Below are 21,846 nucleotides of genomic sequence, written 5' to 3'. Positions count from 1 at the left end.
TCAGTGTGTTGCTCGCTCATGTGAAATGTCTCCTTGCTCAGCCACCCAGGTAGGCGGCGATAACGTCCGGGTTCTGACGGACTTCTTCGGGGTTACCTTCGGCCAGAACACGACCATAGTTCAGCACCAGCAACCGGTCGGATATCCCCATCACCAGTTTCATATCGTGCTCAACCAACATCACGGTTATGCCCTGGTCTGCAATTTTCCGGATCAACGCCTCCAGTGCCGAGGTTTCCGTGGCGTTCAGGCCCGCCGCCGGCTCATCCAGCAGAATGACTTTTGGCTCGGCGGCCAGTGCCCGTGCAATTTCGAGCCGCTTGAGCGCGCCATAGGACATGGCGGAGGCTTCCGTATCCAGGTAATCACCACAACCAACGTATTCCATAAGATCGGCGGCGCGTTTACGGGCAGCCGTTTCATTGTTACGCAGAGACGGCAACCGGAACAACGTGGTAAACAGGCTGTTCCTGAGCTGGAGATGCCGACCCAGCATCACGTTCTCGATGGCGGTCATATTCATGCAAATCTGCATCTGCTGAAAGGTCCGGCACATGCCCCGCTCCGCAAGCTGGTTCGGCTCGAGCTTCGCGGTACTTTCACCGTTAAGCAGGATCTCACCTTTTGTGGGGGTGTAGAGGCCGGTGATCAGGTTGAACAGCGTGGTCTTGCCGGCGCCGTTCGGACCAATGACAGAATAGACCTGCCCGGCTTCTACGGCGAAACTGACCCCTTCAACCGCATGAACACCACCAAAGGCCTTATCCAACCCTTTTACTTCAACCAGTGCTGTCATGCCTCACCTCCCGCTTTCTTACGCATTCTTTTGGAAACCACAGCGGTCAGGGTCGGGAGTAGGCCCTTGGGCATAAAAATCATGGTCAGCATCAGGATCAGGCCGAACATGACGGTTTCGAGCTCCTGGAAGTCCGCCAGAACCTGGGGCAACAGTTTCAAAACCACGGCGCCCAGAATCACGCCGAATGTGGAGCCCATGCCGCCAAGGACCACCATGGTGATAAAGAGAATAGAGAATTCGAAGCTGGCTACGGCCGGAGTGATAAAGCCCTGAAAGTGGGCGTAAAGCCCTCCCATCACACTTGCATAGATGGCGGAAATCACAAACACAAGGCTTTTGTACTTTGCTGTATCAACACCCACCACGCTGGCCGCCACTTCCGAGCCGTGCACGGAGCGCAAGGCTCTTCCGATAGGCGATTCAATGAGATTCAGAGCAAACCAGACTGCCACCAGAAGAACCACGCTGGCCAGGATATACCACGCCTGAACACCAGAAATCTCTATACCAAACAATGAATATCGACCAAACGTACTTAGCTCCCAGCCGAACAGATCCAGGGCGGGAACCGGCATTCCGTCCGGGCCGCCGGTAATGGCACGTTCGTTGTTCAGAATGATGGCAATAATGAAGCCCACTGCGAGGGTTGCCATAGACAGGTAATGCCCTTTCAGGCGCAGGATCGGGCGCCCGACCAACCAGGCAATAGTGCCGACTGCGATGGCCCCTACCACCAGCGCAGGCAAAGAAGACCAGCCGTAAGTCCCGGTCGCAATACCGGTAAAGTAAGCTCCCAGGCCAAAAAACCCGGCATGACCGAGACTGATCTGGCCGGCAAAGCCCACCAGCAGATTCAGACCGACAACCGTAGCGGCGATAATGGCCATCTGGATGACCAGTTCATAGTGAAACGGGTTGCCCAGAAAAGCCGGAAGAATAATCAGAATTAGTGCGAGGATCACCAGACCCCGCAGGCGCGACTGCATAAACCGGTTCAACATCAGACGCGCTCCACTACTTTGGCACCGAACAATCCTCGGGGCATAAAGAAAAGCACCAGCAGAATCATGGAAAACGCTACGGCGTCCTTGTAATCGGACGAGATGTAACCGGCCGCCATGGCTTCAACAATACCAAGAGCAAGGCCACCGACAACTGCACCGACACCGCTGCCGAGACCGCCTATAGCCGCAGCAACAAAGCCTTTCAGGCCGAGAATGATGCCGATGTCATAGGACGTGAAGGTGATCGGGGCAACCACAATGCCAGCCACCGAGCCCAGCAACGCAGACACCATAAACGCCAGCATGAGCACCATCTGGGTACGAATCCCCACCAGGCGCGCCGCCTCCTTGTTCATGGACGTCGCAAGAATCGCTTTACCAATCAGAGTCTTGGTAAAGAACAACACCAGAGCCACCACCATGACCGCGCCAATACCAAGAACCCACAGGCTTTGGCTGTTCAGCACTGCGCCAAAGACCTGGATAGGCTGGTCCGTACTGAAATTCTGCATCACGTGGTACTCCTTGCCCCAGACAACCTGAGCAATGCCCCGGATGAAAATGGATGCACCGATGGTGATGATAATCAGCGTTACTACGTCGGCCTGTTTGGCCGGTGCGATGGCGAAGCGCTGAAGGGCAATACCCAGCACACCTGCCAGAATGACCGCCAGCACAACTGCAATCACCATGGGCACTCCCATGGCTGTCAGGGAAACGGTCGCCATACCGCCAATCATCAAAAACTCGCCCTGGGCAAAATTGATGACGTGGCTGGCGTTATAAATCAGGGTAAAACCGAGGGCTATCAGAGCGTAAGTCGCACCGATAGTAATCCCGGTGAACAGGTACTGTAAGAATTCTGCGAGCATAGCGGTGGTTCCGGTCGAACATCAGCTGGCGACCCGTCCAAAAGGACAGCCGCCAGCCGCGAGACAGGTGAAAAGGAGTTCAGTCAATCAGTTTCCATTCGCCGTTCTGGACTTCCAGAATGCGGAAGGAGTCGGCATTAAGGCCATTGTGGTCGTCCGGCGACATGTTGAACTCACCGGTCACCCCGACATAACCCTGAATATTTTCCAGAGCACTGCGTACCGCTTCAGGATCGGTAGAGCCTGCCTTTTCAATGGCACGAACGGCCAGCATCAGCCCGTCATAGGCGTAGGCGCCAAAGGTTGAAACCTTGGAGTCCCAGTGAGCTTCATATTCAGCCTTGTAATTCTGAACCACTTCTTTCTGAGGATCCTCTTGCGGCAATGAGTCCGGAACCAACAAGGGGGATGCCGGCAGACGAAGACCTTCGGCTGACGAACCCGCCAAATCAAGGAAGCTGTCAGACGCGACACCGTGAGATTGATAGAACGGAAGCTTCATTCCCAACTGAACATAGTTGCGGGTGACGATAGCGGGCCCCTGACCAAAACCAAAGTTGAGGACGGCTTCCACTCCTTTCGTGTTACGGATATTGGTCAGCTGTGCGGTCATATCCGTATCAGATCCGCTATAGGTAACATCAGCGACCACATCCATACCCATCTGCTCTGCCACCTCCAGAGTCTGGGTGCGACCGGAACTGCCAAAGCCACCTGTGCCGGAAATCAGACCAATCTTGGTAATTCCACGGTCTTTCATGTTCGCCAGGATACGTTCCGCCGCCATGCGGTCAGACTGAGGGGTTTTGAATACCCACTTCTTCACCGGGGTCGTAATAACGACAGCACCTGCCAGAGAGATAAACGGAACTTGTGCCTGTTCAATCAGCGGAACCGCAGCCATTGTGGCGCCGGTGGTGCTGCCGCCCACAATGATATCCACTCGATCCGAACGGATCAGACGGCTGGCGAAGTTACGGGCAGAGGAAGCATTCCCAACGTCGTCATAGTGGATCAGCTCCAGTTGACGCCCGAGGACACCGCCTTCTTCGTTGATTTTCTCGACATACATCTCGAGGGTTTTCAGCTCGGGATCGCCAAGGAAGGATGCCGGACCTGTTACTGACAGGAACGACCCGATTTTGATTGGTTCAGCTGCCTGCGCACTCATCATGAGGCATGCTGCAGCAACCACTGCGCATTGACCTGCGCGGCGCATCATCGTTTTAAGCATTGTTCTTGTTCTCCCGAATTGTGCTGGGCTTGAATGTATTTTTGTTTCTTCGCCCTCAATATAATTCGATACCGATGACGAATATTTAACGAACTTATTGTATCATAATGCCAGTGTCAACCGATTTCACGGAGTCCGACCATGGCCCCGGAGGCAAAGTTGGGGCACATAAAATGCGCTAGTAGAGCAACCGAAGAGACAAACCTTTACCTGACACGAAAGACCCGCATAATACGTCCAACGTGTTTCATTGATTCTTATTTGCGAACTTAAGTCCATGACTGCAAAAAGCCAGCTCGAACTACTTGTCCAGAATTTTCAGAAGAAGCGGCCACTGCGCGCCGGTTCTCTTATCAGCACAATCTATGGCGATGCCATCGTTCCTCGTGGAGGCAACGTCTGGCTTGGCAGTCTGATGAAGCTGGTGGAACCCATGGGCATCAGCCAACGCCTGGTTCGAACCTCTGTTTATCGCCTGGTTCAAGAATCCTGGCTACAAACTGAGAAAGTCGGGCGATGCAGTTATTACAGCCTCACCGGCCCCGGGCTACGCCGCTTTGAGCAGGCTTTTCAGCATGTCTACAATCTGGAAACGGAGGAGTGGAGCGGTAGCTGGTGCCTCGTGTATCTGAACCAGCTATCTCCCGAGCTTCGCCAGAAGGTTCGGGATGAACTGAAGTGGCTCAGCTTCGGTAGCATGGCACCCGGCCTGATGGAACACCCCAGGTTCACCCGCAGCGAGCTGATACCGATGCTCCAGGAATGGGGCGCCCTGGAGGACACCATCGTCATGCAGACGGTGCCAATGGAGCAAAAGAGCCCGAGGGCACTGCGACTTCAAGTTCGCGAAAGCTGGAACCTGGATGAACTCGGCGGCCGGTATCGACGCTTCCTGAGCCAGTTTCGCCCGCTTTGGCGCGAACTGCAGTCCGATGACACCCTCAGCCCTGAGGAATGCCTGACCGTCCGTATCCTGCTCATACACGAGTATCGAAAAATTCTGCTCCGGGACCCCATCCTGCCCGATGAGTTGCTACCGGGTGACTGGGAAGGGCGCAGCGCCAAGCAACTTTGCCGAAACCTGTATCGTCAAATCTATGTGCGGGCTGAACAGTGGCTGGATGAAACCCTGGAAAACGCTTCCGGCCCTCTGCCGGGGCCCGGGGAGAAGTTTTATCGGCGTTTCGGTGGCCTGAGAGATGTCGCCAGCAAGACTGATTTCACAACGGAGCGAGAAACGTCATAGGTGTACCACCGGCAGCCAAGTCACTCGTCATCCTGTTCAGGCGCTGGGCCTTCACAAACTCGGAGGCATCCCGAAGTACTCTGTCCTTCGGATCAGCACCGATGGCTAAATCAAGGTAGCGAGTGAGTCAAGTATGGCAGCTCCCTCATCAACAATAGAGTGTCCCTTCTACCCAAATACCGTTACCGTTTGCCGGCTCAGCGCCACAAGCTCTCCACTAGCCGTCCAGATACCAGCCTGGGTATGACCGTATCCCGCGTCAGCCTTATCAATCTCCGCCTTGTATAATAGCCAGTCTCCTGGCTCCAATACTGGTCTGGGGTGCACAATGTCAAGGGCCCAGCTTAAGGAGCTCGTTTTCACCCGCTGCTTCACATACGGCAAAACAGCAGGCGGCCATGCATCAACAAGCGCGACAATGTGGGCATCTGAAAAGGTTTCAGGCGTTTGCCGGAACTGCATCCAGCCACCAAGCTCCCGACCACCTTTACCACTGAACGGAAGATTGCCAAACGCCCAGCGCATCTCAATGTGCTGAATGAACTCTGGTGTAACACCTTCAATGAAATCCAGGCCGTGGCACTGCTCCACCGGCTTCGCCGCAGGCGCTGGTGCGGCATCGACCGAAACGTCAGACTCCCGGTCGCTTCCAAAACTCGCCAGCGCCACCAACTTCGGCTCTCCGCCCTGGACAATGCGGCCCAAAACCTGACTGACGGCCTTGCCTTCCCGCAGAATTTCGGCCTCGATTGTCGCCGGCTCATCCGGCGTTACTGGCCCCACAAAAGACACCTGCATTGAACGCATGGGGCGGTCGGGTGCGACCACACTGGCCATTCGGTCAAATACCAGGGCTGCAACCACCCCACCAAAAGAGGCACGCCCTTGGCCCCAGCTTGAAGGGACAACCAGATCTTTACCGTTGGCCCCACTCTTCATCAATTCATCAAAATTCATGCACCCGCCTCGTTAGCATCCTATTCGAAACAACCCGGAGATTGCCGAAGTTCCCCCCTCAACGCAACCGTCATCGCCGGCAACTACCTACAGCACTAACAGCATTAGCCGTGTTAAAGACACAACAAACCAGTTATAATCCCCGCCATAACACGCATTGCATTGCAATGCCCTACCCTCCGAATTCTGAGTAAATTAATGTCTGAATTGTCTTTTGCCGACCTCGGCCTGGATCCCGCTGTCCTCGAAGCAGTTGCCGCCGTTGGCTATGAAAAGCCCTCTCCCATACAGGCCCAGACGATCCCTGCGCTGTTGGCTGGCAAACACTTACTGGGTGTTGCCCAAACGGGTACCGGTAAAACCGCCGCCTTTGCGTTGCCGTTGCTGAGCCGGATAGACGCGTCTGTTATGGAACCACAGATCCTGGTTCTGGCACCCACGCGGGAACTGGCCATCCAGGTGGCCGAAGCGTTTACCACCTATGCCAGCAAGTTCCGCAACTTCCACGTTCTGCCTATCTATGGCGGCCAGGACTTTTTCCCTCAGATCAAGGGCCTGCGCCGCGGTGCCCAGGTGATCGTGGGCACCCCTGGCCGAATGCTGGATCACCTCCGCAAGGGCACACTGAAGCTGGACAGCCTCAAGGCGCTGGTACTGGACGAAGCCGACGAAATGCTGCGCATGGGCTTCATCGACGACGTGGAAGCGATCCTGGCAAAGACCCCGGACAACTGCCAACGCGCACTGTTCTCCGCGACCATGCCGCCGCAGATCAAGAAGGTCGCCCAGACCTATCTGCGCGACGCCACGGAAGTGAAAATCGAGAGCGAGACCCGCACGGTTGAACGCATTTCGCAGTTTGTGCTGCCAGTGTATGCCGAACGCAAACTGGATGCCCTGACCCGTATTCTGGAAGTGGAACCGCTCGACGCCGCCATTATTTTTGTGCGGACGAAAGCGGAAACCACGTTGCTGGCTGAAAAACTATCCGCACGCGGCCATGCCGTAGCACCGCTGAACGGTGACCTGAACCAGCGCCAGCGCGAGCAGACAGTGGAAGACCTCAAGCGCGGCAAGAAAGACATCATCGTGGCAACCGATGTTGCGGCCCGCGGCCTTGATGTCCCCCGCATTACTCACGTAATCAACTACGACGTGCCTTACGACACCGAAGCCTACATTCACCGGGTTGGCCGCACCGGCCGTGCCGGTCGTGAAGGCAAGGCGATTCTGCTGGTCACGCCTCGTGAGCGTAGTTGGCTGCGCACGCTTGAGCGCGCCACCAATTCGCCGATGGAATCCTATGAACTGCCCTCGCCCAACGCTCTGAAGAAGATGCGCGAAGAGCAGTTTGAATCACAACTTCTGGGCTTTGCTGAAGATGGCAAGCTGGGCAAGGCGATGGCGTTGCTCGATGAAATTGCCGAACGCAACGACATGGACATTGCGATGGTTGCTGGTGCGCTGGCTTGCTATCTGGAGGCATCCCAGCCGGGCTCACTGCCCCTGGAACAGCCGGAAGCACTGCCGGTGGTTTCTGCCACCGCTCCGCCACGTCGTGACCGTAAAGGTGGCCGTCCGGGCGGTAAGCCAGGCGGGTTCAAGCCAGGATTCAAGAAGGGCCCCAAGGGCCGCGGTGGCCCAGGCCCGAAGGGCAAGCCTCCCGGCAAGGGTGGCAAGCCTTCTGGTAAACGCCCACCCCGTCAGGGCTGATCTGCTGACTTAGGCGCTCAAGGCTGACTTGGGCGCTGGTAGACGACGAAGCTGTAGTCATAAGGGTTATTATCGGACGCGGAGAAATCCTCCCGTCCGAGCTCTTCCCACTCATCCCAGTTTACTTCCGGAAAGAAGGCGTCTCCCTCCACCTCGGCGTGCACCTGGGTGACGTAGATCCGATCCACCATCGGCAGCGCTTCCGCGTAGATCTGCCCACCGCCGATGATCATGACTTCATCTCCGCCTTCAATCTCGGCCTGTGCTTCGGCTTTGACCAATGCGTCTTCCAACGATTCTGCCGCAACCGTTCCGGCGGGTGCCTCCCATTCCGGATTCCGTGAAATAACCACGTTCATTCGCCCGGGCAAGGGTCTACCAATGGAATCCCAGGTTTTCCGGCCCATGATGATGGGTTTTCCCATGGTGGCCTGTTTGAAGTACCTGAGATCGCCCGGCAAGTACCACGGCAGCTTGTTGTTACGGCCGATGACCCGGTTGCGGGACATGGCTACTATTAGAGCTTTTCTCATTGTTTGTTTATCCTCTTGATTGGGAGCTCCGGATCCCGGGCCCTCGGGACTTGGGGGCTGCAATAGGGCGAGATAATCTGTCCAAAAAACGCCTCAAGGCATCCATGCGCGGCTTGGGCTCCGCCATCCATGGCTCCGCACATTTTTGGACAGATTATCCCGCCCTATTGCGATTCGGCCATACAGATGGTCGATCCACAATTACTTCAATGCAGAGCAGTAGCAAATCTCGAATCATCGCGAACACTCAACCTGACCAACCCTTTCAGATAATCGAACTCTGCTATTCGGTCGCAGGGCAGCGTGTGGGGACTTTCGAAAATGTGCGGAGCCATGGAAGGCGGAGCCCAAGCCGCACACGGACGTCTCGAGGCGTTTTTCGAAAGTCCCCACACGCTGTTCTGCAGGCACCAAAATAAAAGGGCCAGGCCCAGCTAGAGATCAAATAGCAATGGGTGCCTTAATCCCAGGATGCGGCTCATACCCGTCAAACTCGAAATCCTCCAGCTCGTACTCGAAGATCGATGAAGGCTTCCGCTTGATCACCAGTTGGGGCAACGCCCGTGGCTCCCGCTTCAACTGCTCGAACACGATGTCGTCGGTCAGGTGGTTCTGGTACAGGTGACAATCACCAAAAGTATGGACGAACTCCCCCACACCCAGATCGCACTGCTGGGCAATCATGTGAGTCAGTAACGCATAGGACGCGATATTGAACGGAACGCCCAGGAACAGGTCGGCACTGCGCTGATAGAGCTGACAGGAGAGCTTGCCGTCGGCGACGTAGAACTGGAACAGGCAGTGGCACGGAGCCAAGGCCATGCGACCCTGGCGGACGTTGTCCTGGGGGCCAATGGATTCATCCGGGAGCTCAGCCGGGTTCCACGCCGAGACAATCAACCGGCGTGAATTGGGCTTGTTGCGAATCTGGTCAATCACTTCGCTGATCTGGTCGACGGTGCTGCCATCCGGGCAGTGCCAGCTTCGCCACTGTTTGCCGTAAATAGGACCCAGGTCTCCGTTCTCCAGGGCCCATTCATTCCAGATAGAAACGTTGCGCTCTTTCAGCCAGTTGTTGTCGGTGGACCCCTGCAGGAACCACAACAGCTCCTGGATAATGCTGCGCAGGTGGACTTTCTTGGTGGTCACCAGCGGGAAGCCGTCCTGCAGGTCAAAGCGAATCTGGCGGCCGAAGACCGAGCGGGTGCCGACGCCCGTGCGGTCACCGCGGTCCATGCCGTTGTCCACCACGTCTTTCATCAGGTCGAGATAGGCTTTCATTCAGCGTTTCTCCGGTAAGCAATAACGATCAGAACGGCGCCCGCCAGGATCATCGGGAACGACAACACCTGCCCCATGGTCAGCCAGTCGAAGGCCAGGTAACCCAGCTGGGGGTCGGGCTGGCGAACAAACTCCACCAGGAAGCGGAAGATGCCGTAACACGCCAGGAACAGGCCTGAGACCGCCATGCGAGGTCTCGGTTTGGACGAAAACCACCACAGTACGATGAACAGCAGGACGCCCTCCAGGGCGAACTGGTAAAGCTGGGACGGGTGCCGGGCCAGACTGTCCGGCGCGGTACGGAAGACCATACCCCAGGCAACATCCGTGGGTTTGCCCCAGAGTTCGCCGTTGATGAAGTTGCCGATGCGACCAGCACCCAGGCCAACCGGCACCAGTGGTGCGACGAAATCCGCAATCTGCCAGAAGGTGCGATCCACCTTGCGACCGAACCACCACATGGCGAAGATCACACCAAGCAGGCCACCGTGGAAGGACATTCCCCCTTCCCACACGCGCAGCAACATCAACGGGTCAGCCGCGAAGGCACTGAAATTGTAGAAGATCACATAGCCAAAGCGGCCGCCCAATATCACGCCAAGGGCAATGTAGAACAGCATATCCCCCATCTGCACTTCGGTAATGGGCGACCAGGGCTTGCGGGCGCGAAGGCGGCCCAGCCACCAGCCCACAAGAAATCCGACCAGGTAGGTCAAGCCATACCAGTGTATTTTCAAAGGCCCGATGGCAATGGCCACCGGATCGATTTGCGGATGCTGGAGCATCAATAACCCCTCAGGTCAGAACAGAAAACGGATACCTACGACAATCAGGAAGATGGCGAAGATTTTTTTCAACAGGACTGCGTCCAGGCGATGAGCCAGGTTGGCTCCAACCCGGGCGAACAACACACTGGTCAGAACGATACCCACAAACGCAGGCAGATAGATAAACCCGACACTGAGCTCCGGCAGATCTGGGTTCTGCCATCCGGTGCCAATGTTTGCCAGCGCACCGGCCACAGCGATGGGCAATCCACAGGCAGCGGAGGTGCCTACCGCTTGCTGCATCCGCACGTTGCACCAGCTCAGGAACGGAACAGTCAGCGTCCCCCCGCCAATACCAAAAATAGCGGATGCCCAGCCAATACCGGCCCCGGCACTGCCCAGCCCGACGGAACCGGGCACATCGCGGCCAGGTTTGGGGTTGGCACCGAAAAGCATTTTCAAAGCCACCAAAATGACAAACACACCAATGACCAGCTCCAGGACCTCACCACTGAGCATGGATGCGGTCCAGGCACCCAACACCGCACCGAGCACAATGCCCGCCGTCATGGGGCGGAATATCTCCCAGCGGACGGCGCCGTGGAGGTGGTGGGACCGTATTGAACTGATGGAAGTGAAGACAATAGTGGCCAAAGAGGTGCCCACGGCAAGGTGCGCCGCAATGTCGCTACTCACACCCTGTAGGTCAAAACTGAAAATAAGCACCGGAACAATAACCAGCCCGCCACCAATGCCAAACAGGCCGGCCATGGTGCCCGCCAGGGCGCCCAGCACAAGGTACAGGCCAACAACAGCAAAAAGGGTCATACTCAGCCACACGCAGACAGCAAATCAGGCTGGTATGATACACACCGAATCCCTTTTGTTCACTCGCGACTGATGAGCCCGCCACCATGTGCCTGATTGTTTTTAGCGTAAAACAGCATCCTGCCTTTCCATTGGTCGTGGCAGCAAATCGTGATGAGTTCTTTCGCCGGCCCACGGCGGCCATGGACTGGTGGCACAGCGAAACCGCCGGGCGCGATGTTCTGGCGGGACGTGATTTGCAGTCAGGGGGCACCTGGCTCGCAGTCGATGAGGATGGAGCTGTTGCCGCCGTGACCAATGTGCGGGAAGGCTCGCAGGTGACCGGCGCCCACTCCCGTGGCGAACTGCCACTGATGGCGCTGGCAGACAACAGTGATACGCTCGCAGCCCGGCTGCAGACACGAAAAAGCGATTACTCGGGATTCAATCTGGTCAGGCTGAGTGGCCACTCGGGATGGTACTACAGCAACCGTGACGCTCACCCCGGGCGCCATGTTCATCGCGGCACCTACGGCTTGAGCAACCACCTTCTGCAGACCCCATGGCCAAAACTGCTGAGATTGAGAAACTCGGTGACCGATTTGCTTGAAGGCGCGTCGGCGGACCGCACTGATGACCTCCATCACGATCTTATCGAACGCCTGCAGGACACCACGCCGGCGCCCGACCATGAACTACCGGATACCGGTATTGGCAAGGACACCGAGCGCTTTCTGTCTTCGCCGTTCATTATCGGCAGTGACTACGGTACCCGCGCCACGACAGTGGTCACGGTCAGCGCCGTCGGTGAAGTCCGGGTAACGGAACAGTGCTGGGGACCGGAGGGAAAAAAGGAAGGCACAAGGCATTTCTGCTGGCAGCGGTCTGCCTGAAGCTTTGGTATAATCCGCCAAATTCCGCGAAGCAACCGGAGGCCCTTTATGGCCGGTGAGAAAAGCGCGGCGTCCATCGCCGACTTCGAAAAATCCCTGGATGAGCTGGAAAAACTGGTCCATGACCTGGAGCAGGGCGAACTCTCCCTGGAGCAGTCTCTTACTGCATTCGAGCGCGGCGTAAAGCTGACTCGCGAGTGCCAGCAAGCGCTCAAGACGGCGGAACAGCGGGTAGAACAACTGGTGGAAAACAGCGATGGCACACTGGAAACACGCCCTTTTAGCCCGGACGAACCTGCCTGATGCCAACTCCGAACACTCGCCTGGCGGCGTTCCTGGAGCAATGCCGCAATCAGATTGACGCTGAACTTGAGCGCCAGCTTTGTGCATCTGGCCACGGCTCTGAACGCCTGCAACAGGCCATGCGATACGGTGTTCTGGGCGGTGGCAAGCGCATCCGGCCGGCGCTTTGCCTGGCGGCAGCCACGGCGCTTGGCCAGCCTCAGGAAAGTGCGATCGTTCCCGCCTGTTCGCTGGAACTGATCCATGCCTACTCGCTGATTCACGATGACCTGCCCGCCATGGACAACGATGACCTGCGCCGGGGCCGCCCCACCGCACACATCGCCTTTGACGAAGCCACCGCCATATTGGCAGGCGATGCGCTGCAGACCCTTGCGTTCGGCTGGCTGGCCGAAGCACCGGGACTGGATGATCAGGTGCGCCTTGCAATGATACGTGAATTGGCGACCGCCAGCGGCCACCAGGGCATGGCAGGTGGGCAGGCGATAGACCTTGAGTCCGTAGGCAAGCAGCTGACCGTTGAGCAGCTGGAAAATATGCACCGTCACAAAACCGGCGCACTCATTGCGGCCAGCGTCCGGATGGGTGCCCTCACCGCAACCGAGGTGAACGAGGACCAGTTGGCGGCCCTCACGGTTTATTCGCAAACCCTCGGTCTCGCTTTCCAGGTGCAGGATGACTTGCTGGACATCGAGGGCGATACGACTGTGATCGGCAAACCCCAGGGCTCGGATCTGGCCCGATCCAAGCCAACCTATCCCTCGCTGATGGGCGCTGACGGCGCCCGAAACTACCTGTCACAGCTGCTTGAGTCCGCACTGGCCAGCATCGAGATGTTTGGCGAGGAAGGCGACCTGCTCCGGGACATGGCCGGTTACGTAGTGGCACGCACCCATTGATCATCAACGGCTCAGGCATGCACACTGACTTATGAAGGACTGGAGGGGCCCGGCTGGCCCAATCAGTATGAAACCGGGTGCCTTCATCCCCTATAATAGAACCCACATTTTGAATCACCCGGAAAAGACCCGAGCAGATGCAGGATACATATACTTTTAAGGAAATCCCGTCCCAACGGCCCAACACGCCGCTGCTGGACAGGATTGACACTCCCGGGCAACTGCGCGAACTGGCAGCAGAGCAACTGACCCAGCTCGCCAGGGAGCTACGTGCCTTCCTGCTATGGTCGGTGGGACAAACAGGCGGCCACTTCGGCGCCGGCCTGGGTGTCCTGGAACTGACCGTTGCCCTGCATTACGTCTTCAATACCCCGGAAGACCGCCTGGTCTGGGACGTCGGCCACCAGGCCTATCCCCACAAAATCCTGACCGGGCGCCGGGAACGCATGAACAGCATCCGTCGAAAGGATGGCCTGGCCGGCTTCCCGAAACGTGCGGAGAGCGAATACGATACCTTCGGCGTTGGTCACTCCAGCACTTCCATCAGTGCTGCCCTGGGTATGGCCATCGCCTCTCGCATGCAGGGCACTGGTCGCAAGAGCATTGCCGTCATCGGGGATGGTGCCATGACGGCCGGCATGGCGTTCGAAGCCCTGAACCACGCCGGGCATCTGGACGCCAACATGCTGGTGATCCTCAACGACAATGACATGTCTATTTCCCGCAATGTGGGTGGGTTGTCGAACTATTTTGCCAAGCTGTTGGCGAGCCGGACCTACAATCAGGTCCGCGACAGCGGAAAACGGGTGCTTCAGGGCACGCCACAGTTGATGGCGCTGGCCCGCAAGACCGAGGAACACTTCAAGGGCATGATTTCCCCGGGCACGCTGTTTGAGGAGCTGGGGTTCAACTACATAGGCCCAATCGACGGCCACGACCTGCCTCTGCTGCTGGAGACTCTGGAGAACATCCGCGAACTGGACGGACCGCAATTCCTCCACGTGGTCACCACCAAGGGCAAGGGTTTCGCCCCGGCCGAAGCCGATCCAATCGGCTACCATGCCATCAACAAGATCGAACCGGTGCCGCCCAGCAAGCCAGAACCGGTTGCTCCGAAGCCGTCGAAGCTGAAATACGCCAACGTGTTTGGCCAATGGCTCTGCGACGCCGCAGAAGCCGACGACCGCATTGTGGGTATCACCCCCGCCATGTGTGAAGGCTCCGATCTTCTGGCGTTCTCCCAACGCTTCCCGGACCGGTATTTCGACGTCGCCATTGCCGAACAGCATTCCGTCACCCTGGCGGCGGGCCTTGCCTGTGATGGCGCCAAACCAGTGGTGGCGATCTATTCGACGTTCCTGCAGCGCGCCTACGATCAGCTGATCCATGACGTGGCCATACAGAACCTGGACGTCCTGTTCGCGATTGACCGCGCCGGGCTGGTCGGCGAAGACGGCCCCACTCACGCAGGCGCGTTTGACATCAGCTATTTGCGCTGTGTCCCGAACATGATCGTGATGACTCCCTCTGACGAAAACGAAACCCGGCAACTGCTGCACACAGGTATGCTTTTTGAGGGGCCGGCGGCAGTGCGCTACCCGCGGGGCACAGGCCCGGGTGCAGAGATGGTCCGCGAACTGGCTCCGCTACCGATCGGCAAGGGCTGGCTTGTGAAAGAAGGCTCGGGCATTGCCATACTCAACTTCGGCACACTGCTCACGCCCGCACTGGAGGCTGCCAAGTCTCTGGGCGCCACTGTCGCCGACATGCGCTTTGTAAAACCGTTGGATGAAGAGCTCATACTGGCATTGGCGGAAAAGCATGACCTGCTGGTTACGATTGAAGAGAACGCCATTGCCGGCGGAGCGGGCAGCGCGGTGACGGAATTCCTGAACAGCCGGGATGTCAGCCAGCCGGTGCTTCAGATCGGCCTGCCAGACACCTTCATAGATCACGGTAAGCACGGCGAGTTGCTGTCTTCCTGTGGACTGGATGCCGAAGGTATCAGGCACACTATTGAAACCCGCCTGGAGCGAATGAAGTACAACCAGTCGCTAAAGGCGGTTCAATAAACACGCGAAGAGATCACATCAGACGGCGGGATCGTCGTCTTGGTGGGTCTCGAACCAGTGTCCGAGCTTGCTCTGCTTGGTATTGAGGTAATGCTCATTGTGGGGGTTGCGCCCCACGTGCAGAGGGACGCGCTCCGCTATTTCTATACCCAGATCGGTCAAAGCATCTACCTTACGGGGGTTATTGGTCATCAGCCTCAGGCTACGAATGCCCAGGTGCGCCAACATATCCCGGCACATGCTGTAGTCCCGCAAGTCAGCCGCAAAGCCGAGTTGTTCGTTGGCTTCCACCGTATCCGCACCCTGATCCTGCAGGTTGTAGGCACGAATCTTGTTCAGCAGCCCAATACCCCGGCCTTCCTGGCGCAGGTACATAAGAATGCCCCGACCTTCGCGGGCAATACTGCGCAAGGCTTCTTCCAACTGATAACCACAGTCACAGCGCATGCTGTACAGGGCATCACCGGTCAGGCACTCGGAGTGGGTCCGCGCCAGCATCGGCTCCGGACTGTTGAGGTCACCCAGCGTAAGCGCCACGTGCTCCTTTCCGGTGTCCGGCTCTTCAAAGCCGTGCATGTCGAAAACGCCGAAAGGGGTTGGCAGCCGGCAAGTCTGGATGTAACGAACAGCCACAGTGTTTCCTCGTGGTTCAGTCAATCGAGCGGCGCATTCTATCACGAGGCCAGCGCCCTGGCGTAGTCTCTGTATGATGGATCCTACGAACCGGAGTCAGAAGCAGACCAGTGGCCACTACGCCCACCCTTCTTCTCCAACAGGCGGACATTGTCCACGACCATCCCGCGATCAACGGCCTTGCACATATCGTAGAGGGTCAGTGCCGCTACGCTGGCGGCCGTCAGGGCCTCCATCTCAACACCGGTCTGGCCGGAGAGCTTGCAGCGAGTGGCGATGTGAATCGAAGCGCCGTCCTTGCCCGGCGTCAGCTCTACCTTTACCGAGGTCAGGTTCAGCGCGTGGCAAAGCGGAATCAGCTCGTGGGTTTTCTTGGCCGCCATGATACCGGCAACCCGCGCCACCGCCAGCACATCTCCCTTGGGATGCTGCCCTTCCACAATCATTGCCAGGGTGTCCGGCGCCATCCGAATCAGCGCCTCGGCCCTGGCCTCACGCTCGGTAACAGCCTTGGACGTAACGTCTACCATGCGCGCGGCGCCAGTATCGTCAAGATGCGTCAGTTTGCTCACGGTGTCTCCCAAAATCGTTGATAAAAGCGGCCTTCACGGATCTATCATACCAGAGCGTACAAAACTGGCAGCGGGATCAGTATCCGTTCCCTGACCACCAGAAACCAATACCCGCAATCCCCTGAGCGCCAGCCTGCCGTGCTGCGAGGATATCATCAGGGACAAGCCCGCCAAGGGCATAAACAGGAATCGCGGCGCCTGCGACCAGCTCCTGGAAACGCTCCCACCCAATTCCCGGCGCGCCAGGATGGGAAGAGGTAGGCTTTACCGGTCCCAGGGTAATGAAGTCTGCCTGGAGCTGTTCTGCATGGGCAATTTCCTCTTCATCGTGACAGGAGATTGCCAGCAGGTAGCCCTCGGGTATCGGCCGGGAGGAAAACTGCCGGGCCTCCCGCCACGGCAGGTGCAAACCGGTGGCCTGGGGCAGGCACTCAAGCAGCGGCGGGGCACCGTGAAGCATCAACAGCGAGTCGCTGGCGCGACACGCCTCCAGTGACCAGCCCGCCAACCGCTCGTAGACCTCATCGCTTAGTCCCGGCGCCCTGAACAGGCACATCTGTGGGCGCGTTTCGAGCAAGCGCTGGCGAAGTTGTTCAGGGAATGCCGAGGGATCGCCAGCAGAGCCGGTAATGGCATAGCGACGAGGCAGCTTCAGGGCGCGGATAATCGGACGGTTTGCGGCGGGGAAATCAACATCCGCCAGGTCCTGGACATCGAGCCATTGTATCGCCTGCCCTTCACGGCCCTCGGGGTCGCCTTCAGCGGAAAAGGTTTCCCAGACATCAAGAAACACCCGCTTGTCCCCATAATCGTGGCGAACTCCAATCACCGGCTCAAGCAGGTTCGGATTTATCCGCAACCCGGTCTCTTCCCGAATCTCCCTGACCAGGGCCTGTTGGACCGTTTCACCGGCCTCAACCTTGCCACCCGGAAACTCAAGCAAACCACCCTGATGAACATGGTCCGGCCGACGGGCGATCAATACCTTCCCATCACGAAAGACAACACCCACCGCAACGTGTATTTCCCGAACTGGCGTCATAATCAGGTGCGATACTCAGCATTGATGGTGACGTAGTCATGGGAAAAATCGCAGGTCCACACCCGTTCACTGACATTCCCCCGCCCGAGATCAATGTGGATGGTAATTTCCTCACCGTCCATCACGGCCTGCCCGCGGGACTCGCTGTAATCCGCAGCACGGCCGCCATTGCGAACCAGGCACACATCTCCCAGCCAGATCTCGAGGGCGTTCAGGTCCAGACCGGCGACACCAGCACGCCCCACGGCAGCCAGTATCCGCCCCCAGTTGGGATCGGATGCAAACAGTGCGGTTTTGACCAGTGGTGAGTGAGCGACCGTATAGGCAACGTCCAGCGCCTCCTGTACCGATGTCGCGCGGCTCACATCAATGGTGACAAACTTGGTGGCACCTTCGCCGTCGCGAACAATCGCGTGCGCCAGTTCGAGGAACACCTCGCGCAGCGCTTCCCTGAGCTTTGGCAGGGACGGGCTATCGGCCGCGATTTCAGGGCCGCCGGACTGACCGCTGGCAATGAGCATGCAGGCATCGTTGGTGGACGTGTCACCGTCGATGGTAATCCGATTGAACGACGCCTCTCCTAATTCTGACGCAAGGCTCGCCAACACATCGGGTGCGATATTCGCATCGGTGGCAATAAAGCCCAGCATGGTAGCCATGTTGGGGCGGATCATGCCCGCCCCCTTACTGATACCGGATATGGATACCGCTTGGCCATCCAGATCAATCTGGCGCGAGGCACCCTTGGGACGAGTGTCGGTGGTCATGATCCCAGACGCTGCTTCAGCCCAGTGGGACTCCGAGACATCCGCCAGTGCTTGCGGCAACGCGCTGACAATTTTACCAACCGGCAGTGGCTCCCCGATAACCCCTGTCGAAAACGGCAGCACGCTACCAGCGGGGACACCGGCGTGATCCGCCAAAGCCTGACAACAGGCCTGGGCATCCTTCATGCCTTGTTCGCCGGTGCCGGCATTGGCATTGCCGGTGTTGATCAGCAGGTAGCGCGGTGCATCGCTTGCCAGATGGCTTCGCGTGACGTGAACAGGGGCCGCGCAAAACTGATTACGGGTGAAAATACCGGCCACTCGGCTACCCGGCGCCAACTCTATAACCACCAGATCCTTCTTGCCGGGTTTCTTGATACCGGCACTGCCGATACCCAGCCTGACACCGGCCACCGGGAAAAACGTCGGCAAGGTTCCTGGACCAACTGCCATTTTCACTCTCCTTTCGTCATGATCGGCTTCTACCCGGCGATCCGGCCGGAACACCGGTTACCAAACGAAAAACCCGCAACCTGTCGATCAGGGTGCGGGCCTTAGTTCGCTCACTCAGCGGCGGAAATCAGTTGACCTTTCCACAACACTGCTTGTACTTCTTGCCAGACCCGCATGGACAAGGCTCGTTTCGCCCTACCTTTCGGTCCTGTCGCACAAAGGTCTCCGGCGTTCCCTGAGGCTGTTGGGTAGCAGCTCCATCTGCGCTGTCATCCTGCCTGTGCTGTGCGGTGGCGCTGGTTTCATCGTGGCGCAGTCGCGCCTGGGCAAGCTCCCGCTCCAGCTCTTCCTTGCGGCGGCGTTCCACCTCTTCCATTTCTTCACGGCTCTGAACACGGACATGAGACAACACCCGGACCACATCACGCTTCATGGTTTCCAGCATGCTTTCAAACAGGTTAAAGGCCTCGCGCTTGTACTCCTGCTTGGGGTTCTTCTGGGCATAACCACGCAGGTGGATACCACGGCGCAGGTGATCCATGTTTGATAGATGCTCTTTCCAGAGCGTGTCGAGCACTTGCAGGAACACCTGCTTCTCGAACTTGCGCATGGGCTCGGAGCCCGCCAGTTCCTCTTTGGCGTCGTAGGCCGCGACAATCTCTTCCAGAATACGCTGACGCAGATTCTCTTCGTAGAGCTTGCTGTCCTCGTCCAGCCATTTCTGAACAGGCAGGTTGATGGCCATCTCCGATTGCAGCTGGCTCTCCAGGCCGGCAACATCCCATTGCTCCGGCATGCTCTGCGGCGGGATGAACTCACTGACCAGAGAGTCCACCACATCCTCGCGAATGGTTTTAATCATCTCGGAAACGTCTTCCGAGGACATGACCTCGTTACGCTGATCATAGATCACCGTACGCTGGTCGTTGGCAACATCATCGTATTCCAGCAGGGTTTTCCGCATATCGAAGTTGCGGCCTTCCACCTTGCGCTGGGATTTTTCAATGGCGTTGGTGACCATTCGATGCTCGATGGCCTCGCCTTTTTTCATCCCCATGGCCTGCATCAGGCTCTTCACCCGATCCGGCGCGAATATCCGCATCAGGTTATCTTCCAGCGACAGGAAGAACCGTGATGAACCAGGATCGCCCTGACGACCGGCACGGCCTCGAAGCTGATTGTCGATACGGCGGGATTCGTGACGCTCGGTACCAATGATGTGCAGACCACCAGCCTCAAGCACCTGGTTGTGGCGCTCGGTCCATTCGGCCTTGGTGCGGGCAATTTCCTCTTCGGTGGGGCTTTCCATACCCGCCACTTCAAATTCCCAGTTACCACCCAGCACAATATCCGTACCACGGCCGGCCATGTTGGTGGCAATGGTGACTGCACCCGGGCGACCGGCCTGGGCAATGATCTGGGCCTCACTCTCATGCTGTTTGGCGTTCAGGATCTTGTGGTCAATCCGCGCCTTCTTGAGCAGCATGGACAGAAGCTCAGAGGCCTCAATTGAGGCCGTGCCCACCAGGATTGGTCGTCCCTCAGCCGTCACGTCCTTGATCTCATCAATGATGGCGTGGAACTTCTCTTCCTGAGTCAGGTAAATCAGATCGTTGTAATCGATTCGCTGGATGGGCTTGTTGGGCGGAATAACAACCACGTCCAGACCGTAGATCTGGCGAAATTCAAACGCCTCGGTGTCCGCGGTACCGGTCATGCCGGCGAGCTTGTCGTAAAGACGGAAATAATTCTGGAAAGTGGTGGATGCCAGGGTCTGGCTCTCTGCCTGAATGCGAACACCTTCCTTGGCTTCAATCGACTGGTGCAGACCTTCACTCCAGCGACGGCCCGGCATGGTACGACCTGTGTGCTCGTCAACGATCACCACCTGATCGCCCTGGACAATGTAATCCACGTCCTTCTGGAACAGATGATGAGCTCGGAGGGCCGAGTGGACGTGATGCAACAGGCTAAGGTTGGCTGCGGAGTACAGGCTCTCACCTTCCTTCAGCAAGCCCCTTTCCAACAACAGCTCTTCCACTTTTTCATGGCCGGTTTCGGTCAATTCCACCTGACGGGATTTCTCATCGATGGTGAAATCGCCACTGGGCTCACCCTCTTCACTGACTTCACCCATCTCAAGGCTTGGCACAAGCTCGTTGATCGCCAGGTAAAGTTTTGAACTGTCCTCCGCCGCGCCCGAGATGATCAGCGGGGTACGGGCTTCGTCAATCAGGATCGAGTCCACTTCGTCCACGATGGCAAAGTGGAGGCCGCGCTGCACCTTGTCTTCCGTGCTGAAGGCCATGTTGTCGCGAAGATAGTCAAAGCCGAACTCGTTGTTCGTGCCGTAGGTAATATCCGCCTGATAGGCAGCCCGCTTCTCTTCAGGCGGCTGGCCGGCTACGACAACACCTACCTGTAGCCCCAGGAAGCGATACAGCTTCCCCATCCATTCGGCATCGCGGCGAGCCAGGTAGTCGTTCACAGTGACCAGATGCACGCCCTTGCCAGTCAGAGCATTCAGATACACGGCCAGCGTCGCTACCAGCGTTTTACCTTCGCCGGTTTTCATCTCGGAAATACGGCCTTCGTGAAGCGTGATACCGCCGATCATCTGCACGTCGTAGTGGCGCATCCCCATGACTCGACGACTTGCCTCACGGGTGGTGGCAAACGCTTCGGGAAGCAATGCGTCAAGGCTTTCACCTTCGTCATAGCGACGGCGAAACTCCGCAGTCTTGCCTTGCAACTCGGTGTCGGACAAATTGCCATACTGCTCTTCAAGCTCATTAATACGCGATACGGTTTTGCGCATTCGCTTGATTTCTCTGGCGTTCTTACTGCCGAACATCTTGGTTGCAAGCTTTGTGAACATAGACCACTGCTTCTTTGATTAAACGGAGGAAGCCGGCATTCTAACCTTATTTCGCAGCAGTACAAAAGTCAGGCCTCACAGAAGCCTGTCACAACGCTGAAAAGATTGAAAAAAGAGTGCC

20 protein-coding genes are annotated in these 21,846 nt (G+C 57.6%); 6 read left to right on the top strand and 14 right to left on the bottom strand.

Translation table 11 applies throughout. The features are described from left to right. Positions 1–37 precede the first annotated feature (37 nt). The 4 genes from ACTRWH_RS14720 to ACTRWH_RS14705 all read right to left on the bottom strand — a co-directional run bounded on the left by ACTRWH_RS14720 (position 38) and on the right by ACTRWH_RS14705 (position 3,909). The gene (locus tag ACTRWH_RS14720) at positions 38–796 is read right to left on the bottom strand and encodes an ABC transporter ATP-binding protein (RefSeq protein WP_075194915.1); all 759 of its coding nucleotides are present in this window, start codon (positions 794–796) and stop codon (positions 38–40) included. Beyond that, positions 793–1,800, bottom strand: a complete 1,008-nt coding sequence (locus ACTRWH_RS14715) for an ABC transporter permease subunit (RefSeq protein WP_462826537.1) — start codon at positions 1,798–1,800, stop codon at positions 793–795. The genes ACTRWH_RS14720 and ACTRWH_RS14715 overlap by 4 nt, the downstream gene beginning before the upstream one ends. Continuing rightward, entirely contained in the window at positions 1,800–2,675 is an 876-nt protein-coding gene (locus tag ACTRWH_RS14710) for a branched-chain amino acid ABC transporter permease (RefSeq protein ID WP_007155025.1), read from the bottom strand. Before ACTRWH_RS14710 ends, ACTRWH_RS14715 begins: the two co-directional genes overlap by 1 nt. A gap of 79 nt (positions 2,676–2,754) precedes the next feature. Then, positions 2,755–3,909, bottom strand: coding sequence for an ABC transporter substrate-binding protein (locus ACTRWH_RS14705; protein ID WP_462826536.1), 1,155 nt, complete (start codon positions 3,907–3,909; stop codon positions 2,755–2,757). Positions 3,910–4,186: 277 nt separating this feature from the next. Between ACTRWH_RS14705 and paaX the strand changes: the two genes are divergently transcribed. Continuing rightward, entirely contained in the window at positions 4,187–5,155 is a 969-nt protein-coding gene (gene paaX, locus ACTRWH_RS14700; RefSeq protein WP_075194912.1) for a phenylacetic acid degradation operon negative regulatory protein PaaX, read from the top strand. A gap of 168 nt (positions 5,156–5,323) precedes the next feature. Here paaX and ACTRWH_RS14695 read toward each other — a convergent pair whose 3' ends face one another. Then, positions 5,324–6,112 (bottom strand): acyl-CoA thioesterase domain-containing protein, encoded by a 789-nt coding sequence (locus ACTRWH_RS14695; protein ID WP_462826535.1) that lies wholly within the window; start codon positions 6,110–6,112, stop codon positions 5,324–5,326. Positions 6,113–6,310: 198 nt separating this feature from the next. On the opposite strand from ACTRWH_RS14695, the gene ACTRWH_RS14690 reads away from it, so the two are divergent. Next, positions 6,311–7,825 carry a DEAD/DEAH box helicase gene (locus ACTRWH_RS14690; protein WP_036205678.1) on the top strand — a complete coding sequence of 505 codons (1,515 nt, stop codon included), beginning with the start codon at positions 6,311–6,313 and terminating at the stop codon, positions 7,823–7,825. A gap of 17 nt (positions 7,826–7,842) precedes the next feature. On the opposite strand, the gene ACTRWH_RS14685 is transcribed toward ACTRWH_RS14690, so the two are convergent. The 4 genes from ACTRWH_RS14685 to ACTRWH_RS14670 all read right to left on the bottom strand — a co-directional run bounded on the left by ACTRWH_RS14685 (position 7,843) and on the right by ACTRWH_RS14670 (position 11,234). Then, positions 7,843–8,358 (bottom strand): dihydrofolate reductase, encoded by a 516-nt coding sequence (locus tag ACTRWH_RS14685; RefSeq protein ID WP_036203793.1) that lies wholly within the window; start codon positions 8,356–8,358, stop codon positions 7,843–7,845. Between the two features lie 441 nt (positions 8,359–8,799). Further along, positions 8,800–9,639 (bottom strand): thymidylate synthase, encoded by an 840-nt coding sequence (locus ACTRWH_RS14680; RefSeq protein ID WP_286810058.1) that lies wholly within the window; start codon positions 9,637–9,639, stop codon positions 8,800–8,802. After that, complete coding sequence (gene lgt, locus ACTRWH_RS14675) at positions 9,636–10,424, bottom strand: prolipoprotein diacylglyceryl transferase (RefSeq protein WP_036203787.1); 789 nt, start codon at positions 10,422–10,424, stop codon at positions 9,636–9,638. The genes ACTRWH_RS14680 and lgt overlap by 4 nt, the downstream gene beginning before the upstream one ends. Before the next feature lie 15 nt (positions 10,425–10,439). Then, positions 10,440–11,234: a sulfite exporter TauE/SafE family protein gene (locus ACTRWH_RS14670; protein WP_286810056.1), complete on the bottom strand. Its 795-nt coding sequence runs from the start codon at positions 11,232–11,234 to the stop codon at positions 10,440–10,442. 86 nt (positions 11,235–11,320) lie between these two features. Between ACTRWH_RS14670 and ACTRWH_RS14665 the strand changes: the two genes are divergently transcribed. The 4 genes from ACTRWH_RS14665 to dxs all read left to right on the top strand — a co-directional run bounded on the left by ACTRWH_RS14665 (position 11,321) and on the right by dxs (position 15,380). Continuing rightward, complete coding sequence (locus ACTRWH_RS14665; RefSeq protein ID WP_075194908.1) at positions 11,321–12,106, top strand: NRDE family protein; 786 nt, start codon at positions 11,321–11,323, stop codon at positions 12,104–12,106. A 48-nt stretch (positions 12,107–12,154) separates the two neighbouring features. Beyond that, entirely contained in the window at positions 12,155–12,409 is a 255-nt protein-coding gene (locus tag ACTRWH_RS14660) for an exodeoxyribonuclease VII small subunit (protein ID WP_036203780.1), read from the top strand. Then, positions 12,409–13,308 (top strand): polyprenyl synthetase family protein, encoded by a 900-nt coding sequence (locus ACTRWH_RS14655; RefSeq protein WP_036203776.1) that lies wholly within the window; start codon positions 12,409–12,411, stop codon positions 13,306–13,308. The genes ACTRWH_RS14660 and ACTRWH_RS14655 overlap by 1 nt, the downstream gene beginning before the upstream one ends. Positions 13,309–13,445: 137 nt before the next feature. After that, positions 13,446–15,380, top strand: coding sequence for a 1-deoxy-D-xylulose-5-phosphate synthase (gene dxs / locus ACTRWH_RS14650; RefSeq protein WP_462826534.1), 1,935 nt, complete (start codon positions 13,446–13,448; stop codon positions 15,378–15,380). Positions 15,381–15,398: 18 nt separating this feature from the next. Here the strand turns inward: dxs and ribA are convergent, their stop codons facing one another. From ribA to secA, 5 genes are all read right to left on the bottom strand, one after another. Next, entirely contained in the window at positions 15,399–16,013 is a 615-nt protein-coding gene (gene ribA / locus ACTRWH_RS14645; protein WP_007154564.1) for a GTP cyclohydrolase II, read from the bottom strand. 83 nt (positions 16,014–16,096) lie between these two features. Further along, a complete protein-coding gene (moaC, locus tag ACTRWH_RS14640) occupies positions 16,097–16,585 on the bottom strand; it encodes a cyclic pyranopterin monophosphate synthase MoaC (protein WP_007154565.1) in 489 nt (162 codons plus the stop codon). Between the two features lie 76 nt (positions 16,586–16,661). Then, a complete protein-coding gene (locus ACTRWH_RS14635; protein ID WP_462826533.1) occupies positions 16,662–17,627 on the bottom strand; it encodes a Nudix family hydrolase in 966 nt (321 codons plus the stop codon). Positions 17,628–17,629: 2 nt separating this feature from the next. Then, complete coding sequence (gene argJ, locus ACTRWH_RS14630; RefSeq protein WP_126810557.1) at positions 17,630–18,847, bottom strand: bifunctional glutamate N-acetyltransferase/amino-acid acetyltransferase ArgJ; 1,218 nt, start codon at positions 18,845–18,847, stop codon at positions 17,630–17,632. 127 nt (positions 18,848–18,974) lie between these two features. After that, a complete protein-coding gene (secA, locus tag ACTRWH_RS14625) occupies positions 18,975–21,725 on the bottom strand; it encodes a preprotein translocase subunit SecA (RefSeq protein ID WP_041333407.1) in 2,751 nt (916 codons plus the stop codon). Positions 21,726–21,846: the final 121 nt, after the last annotated feature.

This window comes from Marinobacter sp. G5_S1_61_S3 (genome assembly GCF_054968585.1).
The sequence above is the reverse complement of the archived record's forward strand: the minus strand, read 5'-3'. Positions and strand labels throughout refer to the sequence as shown.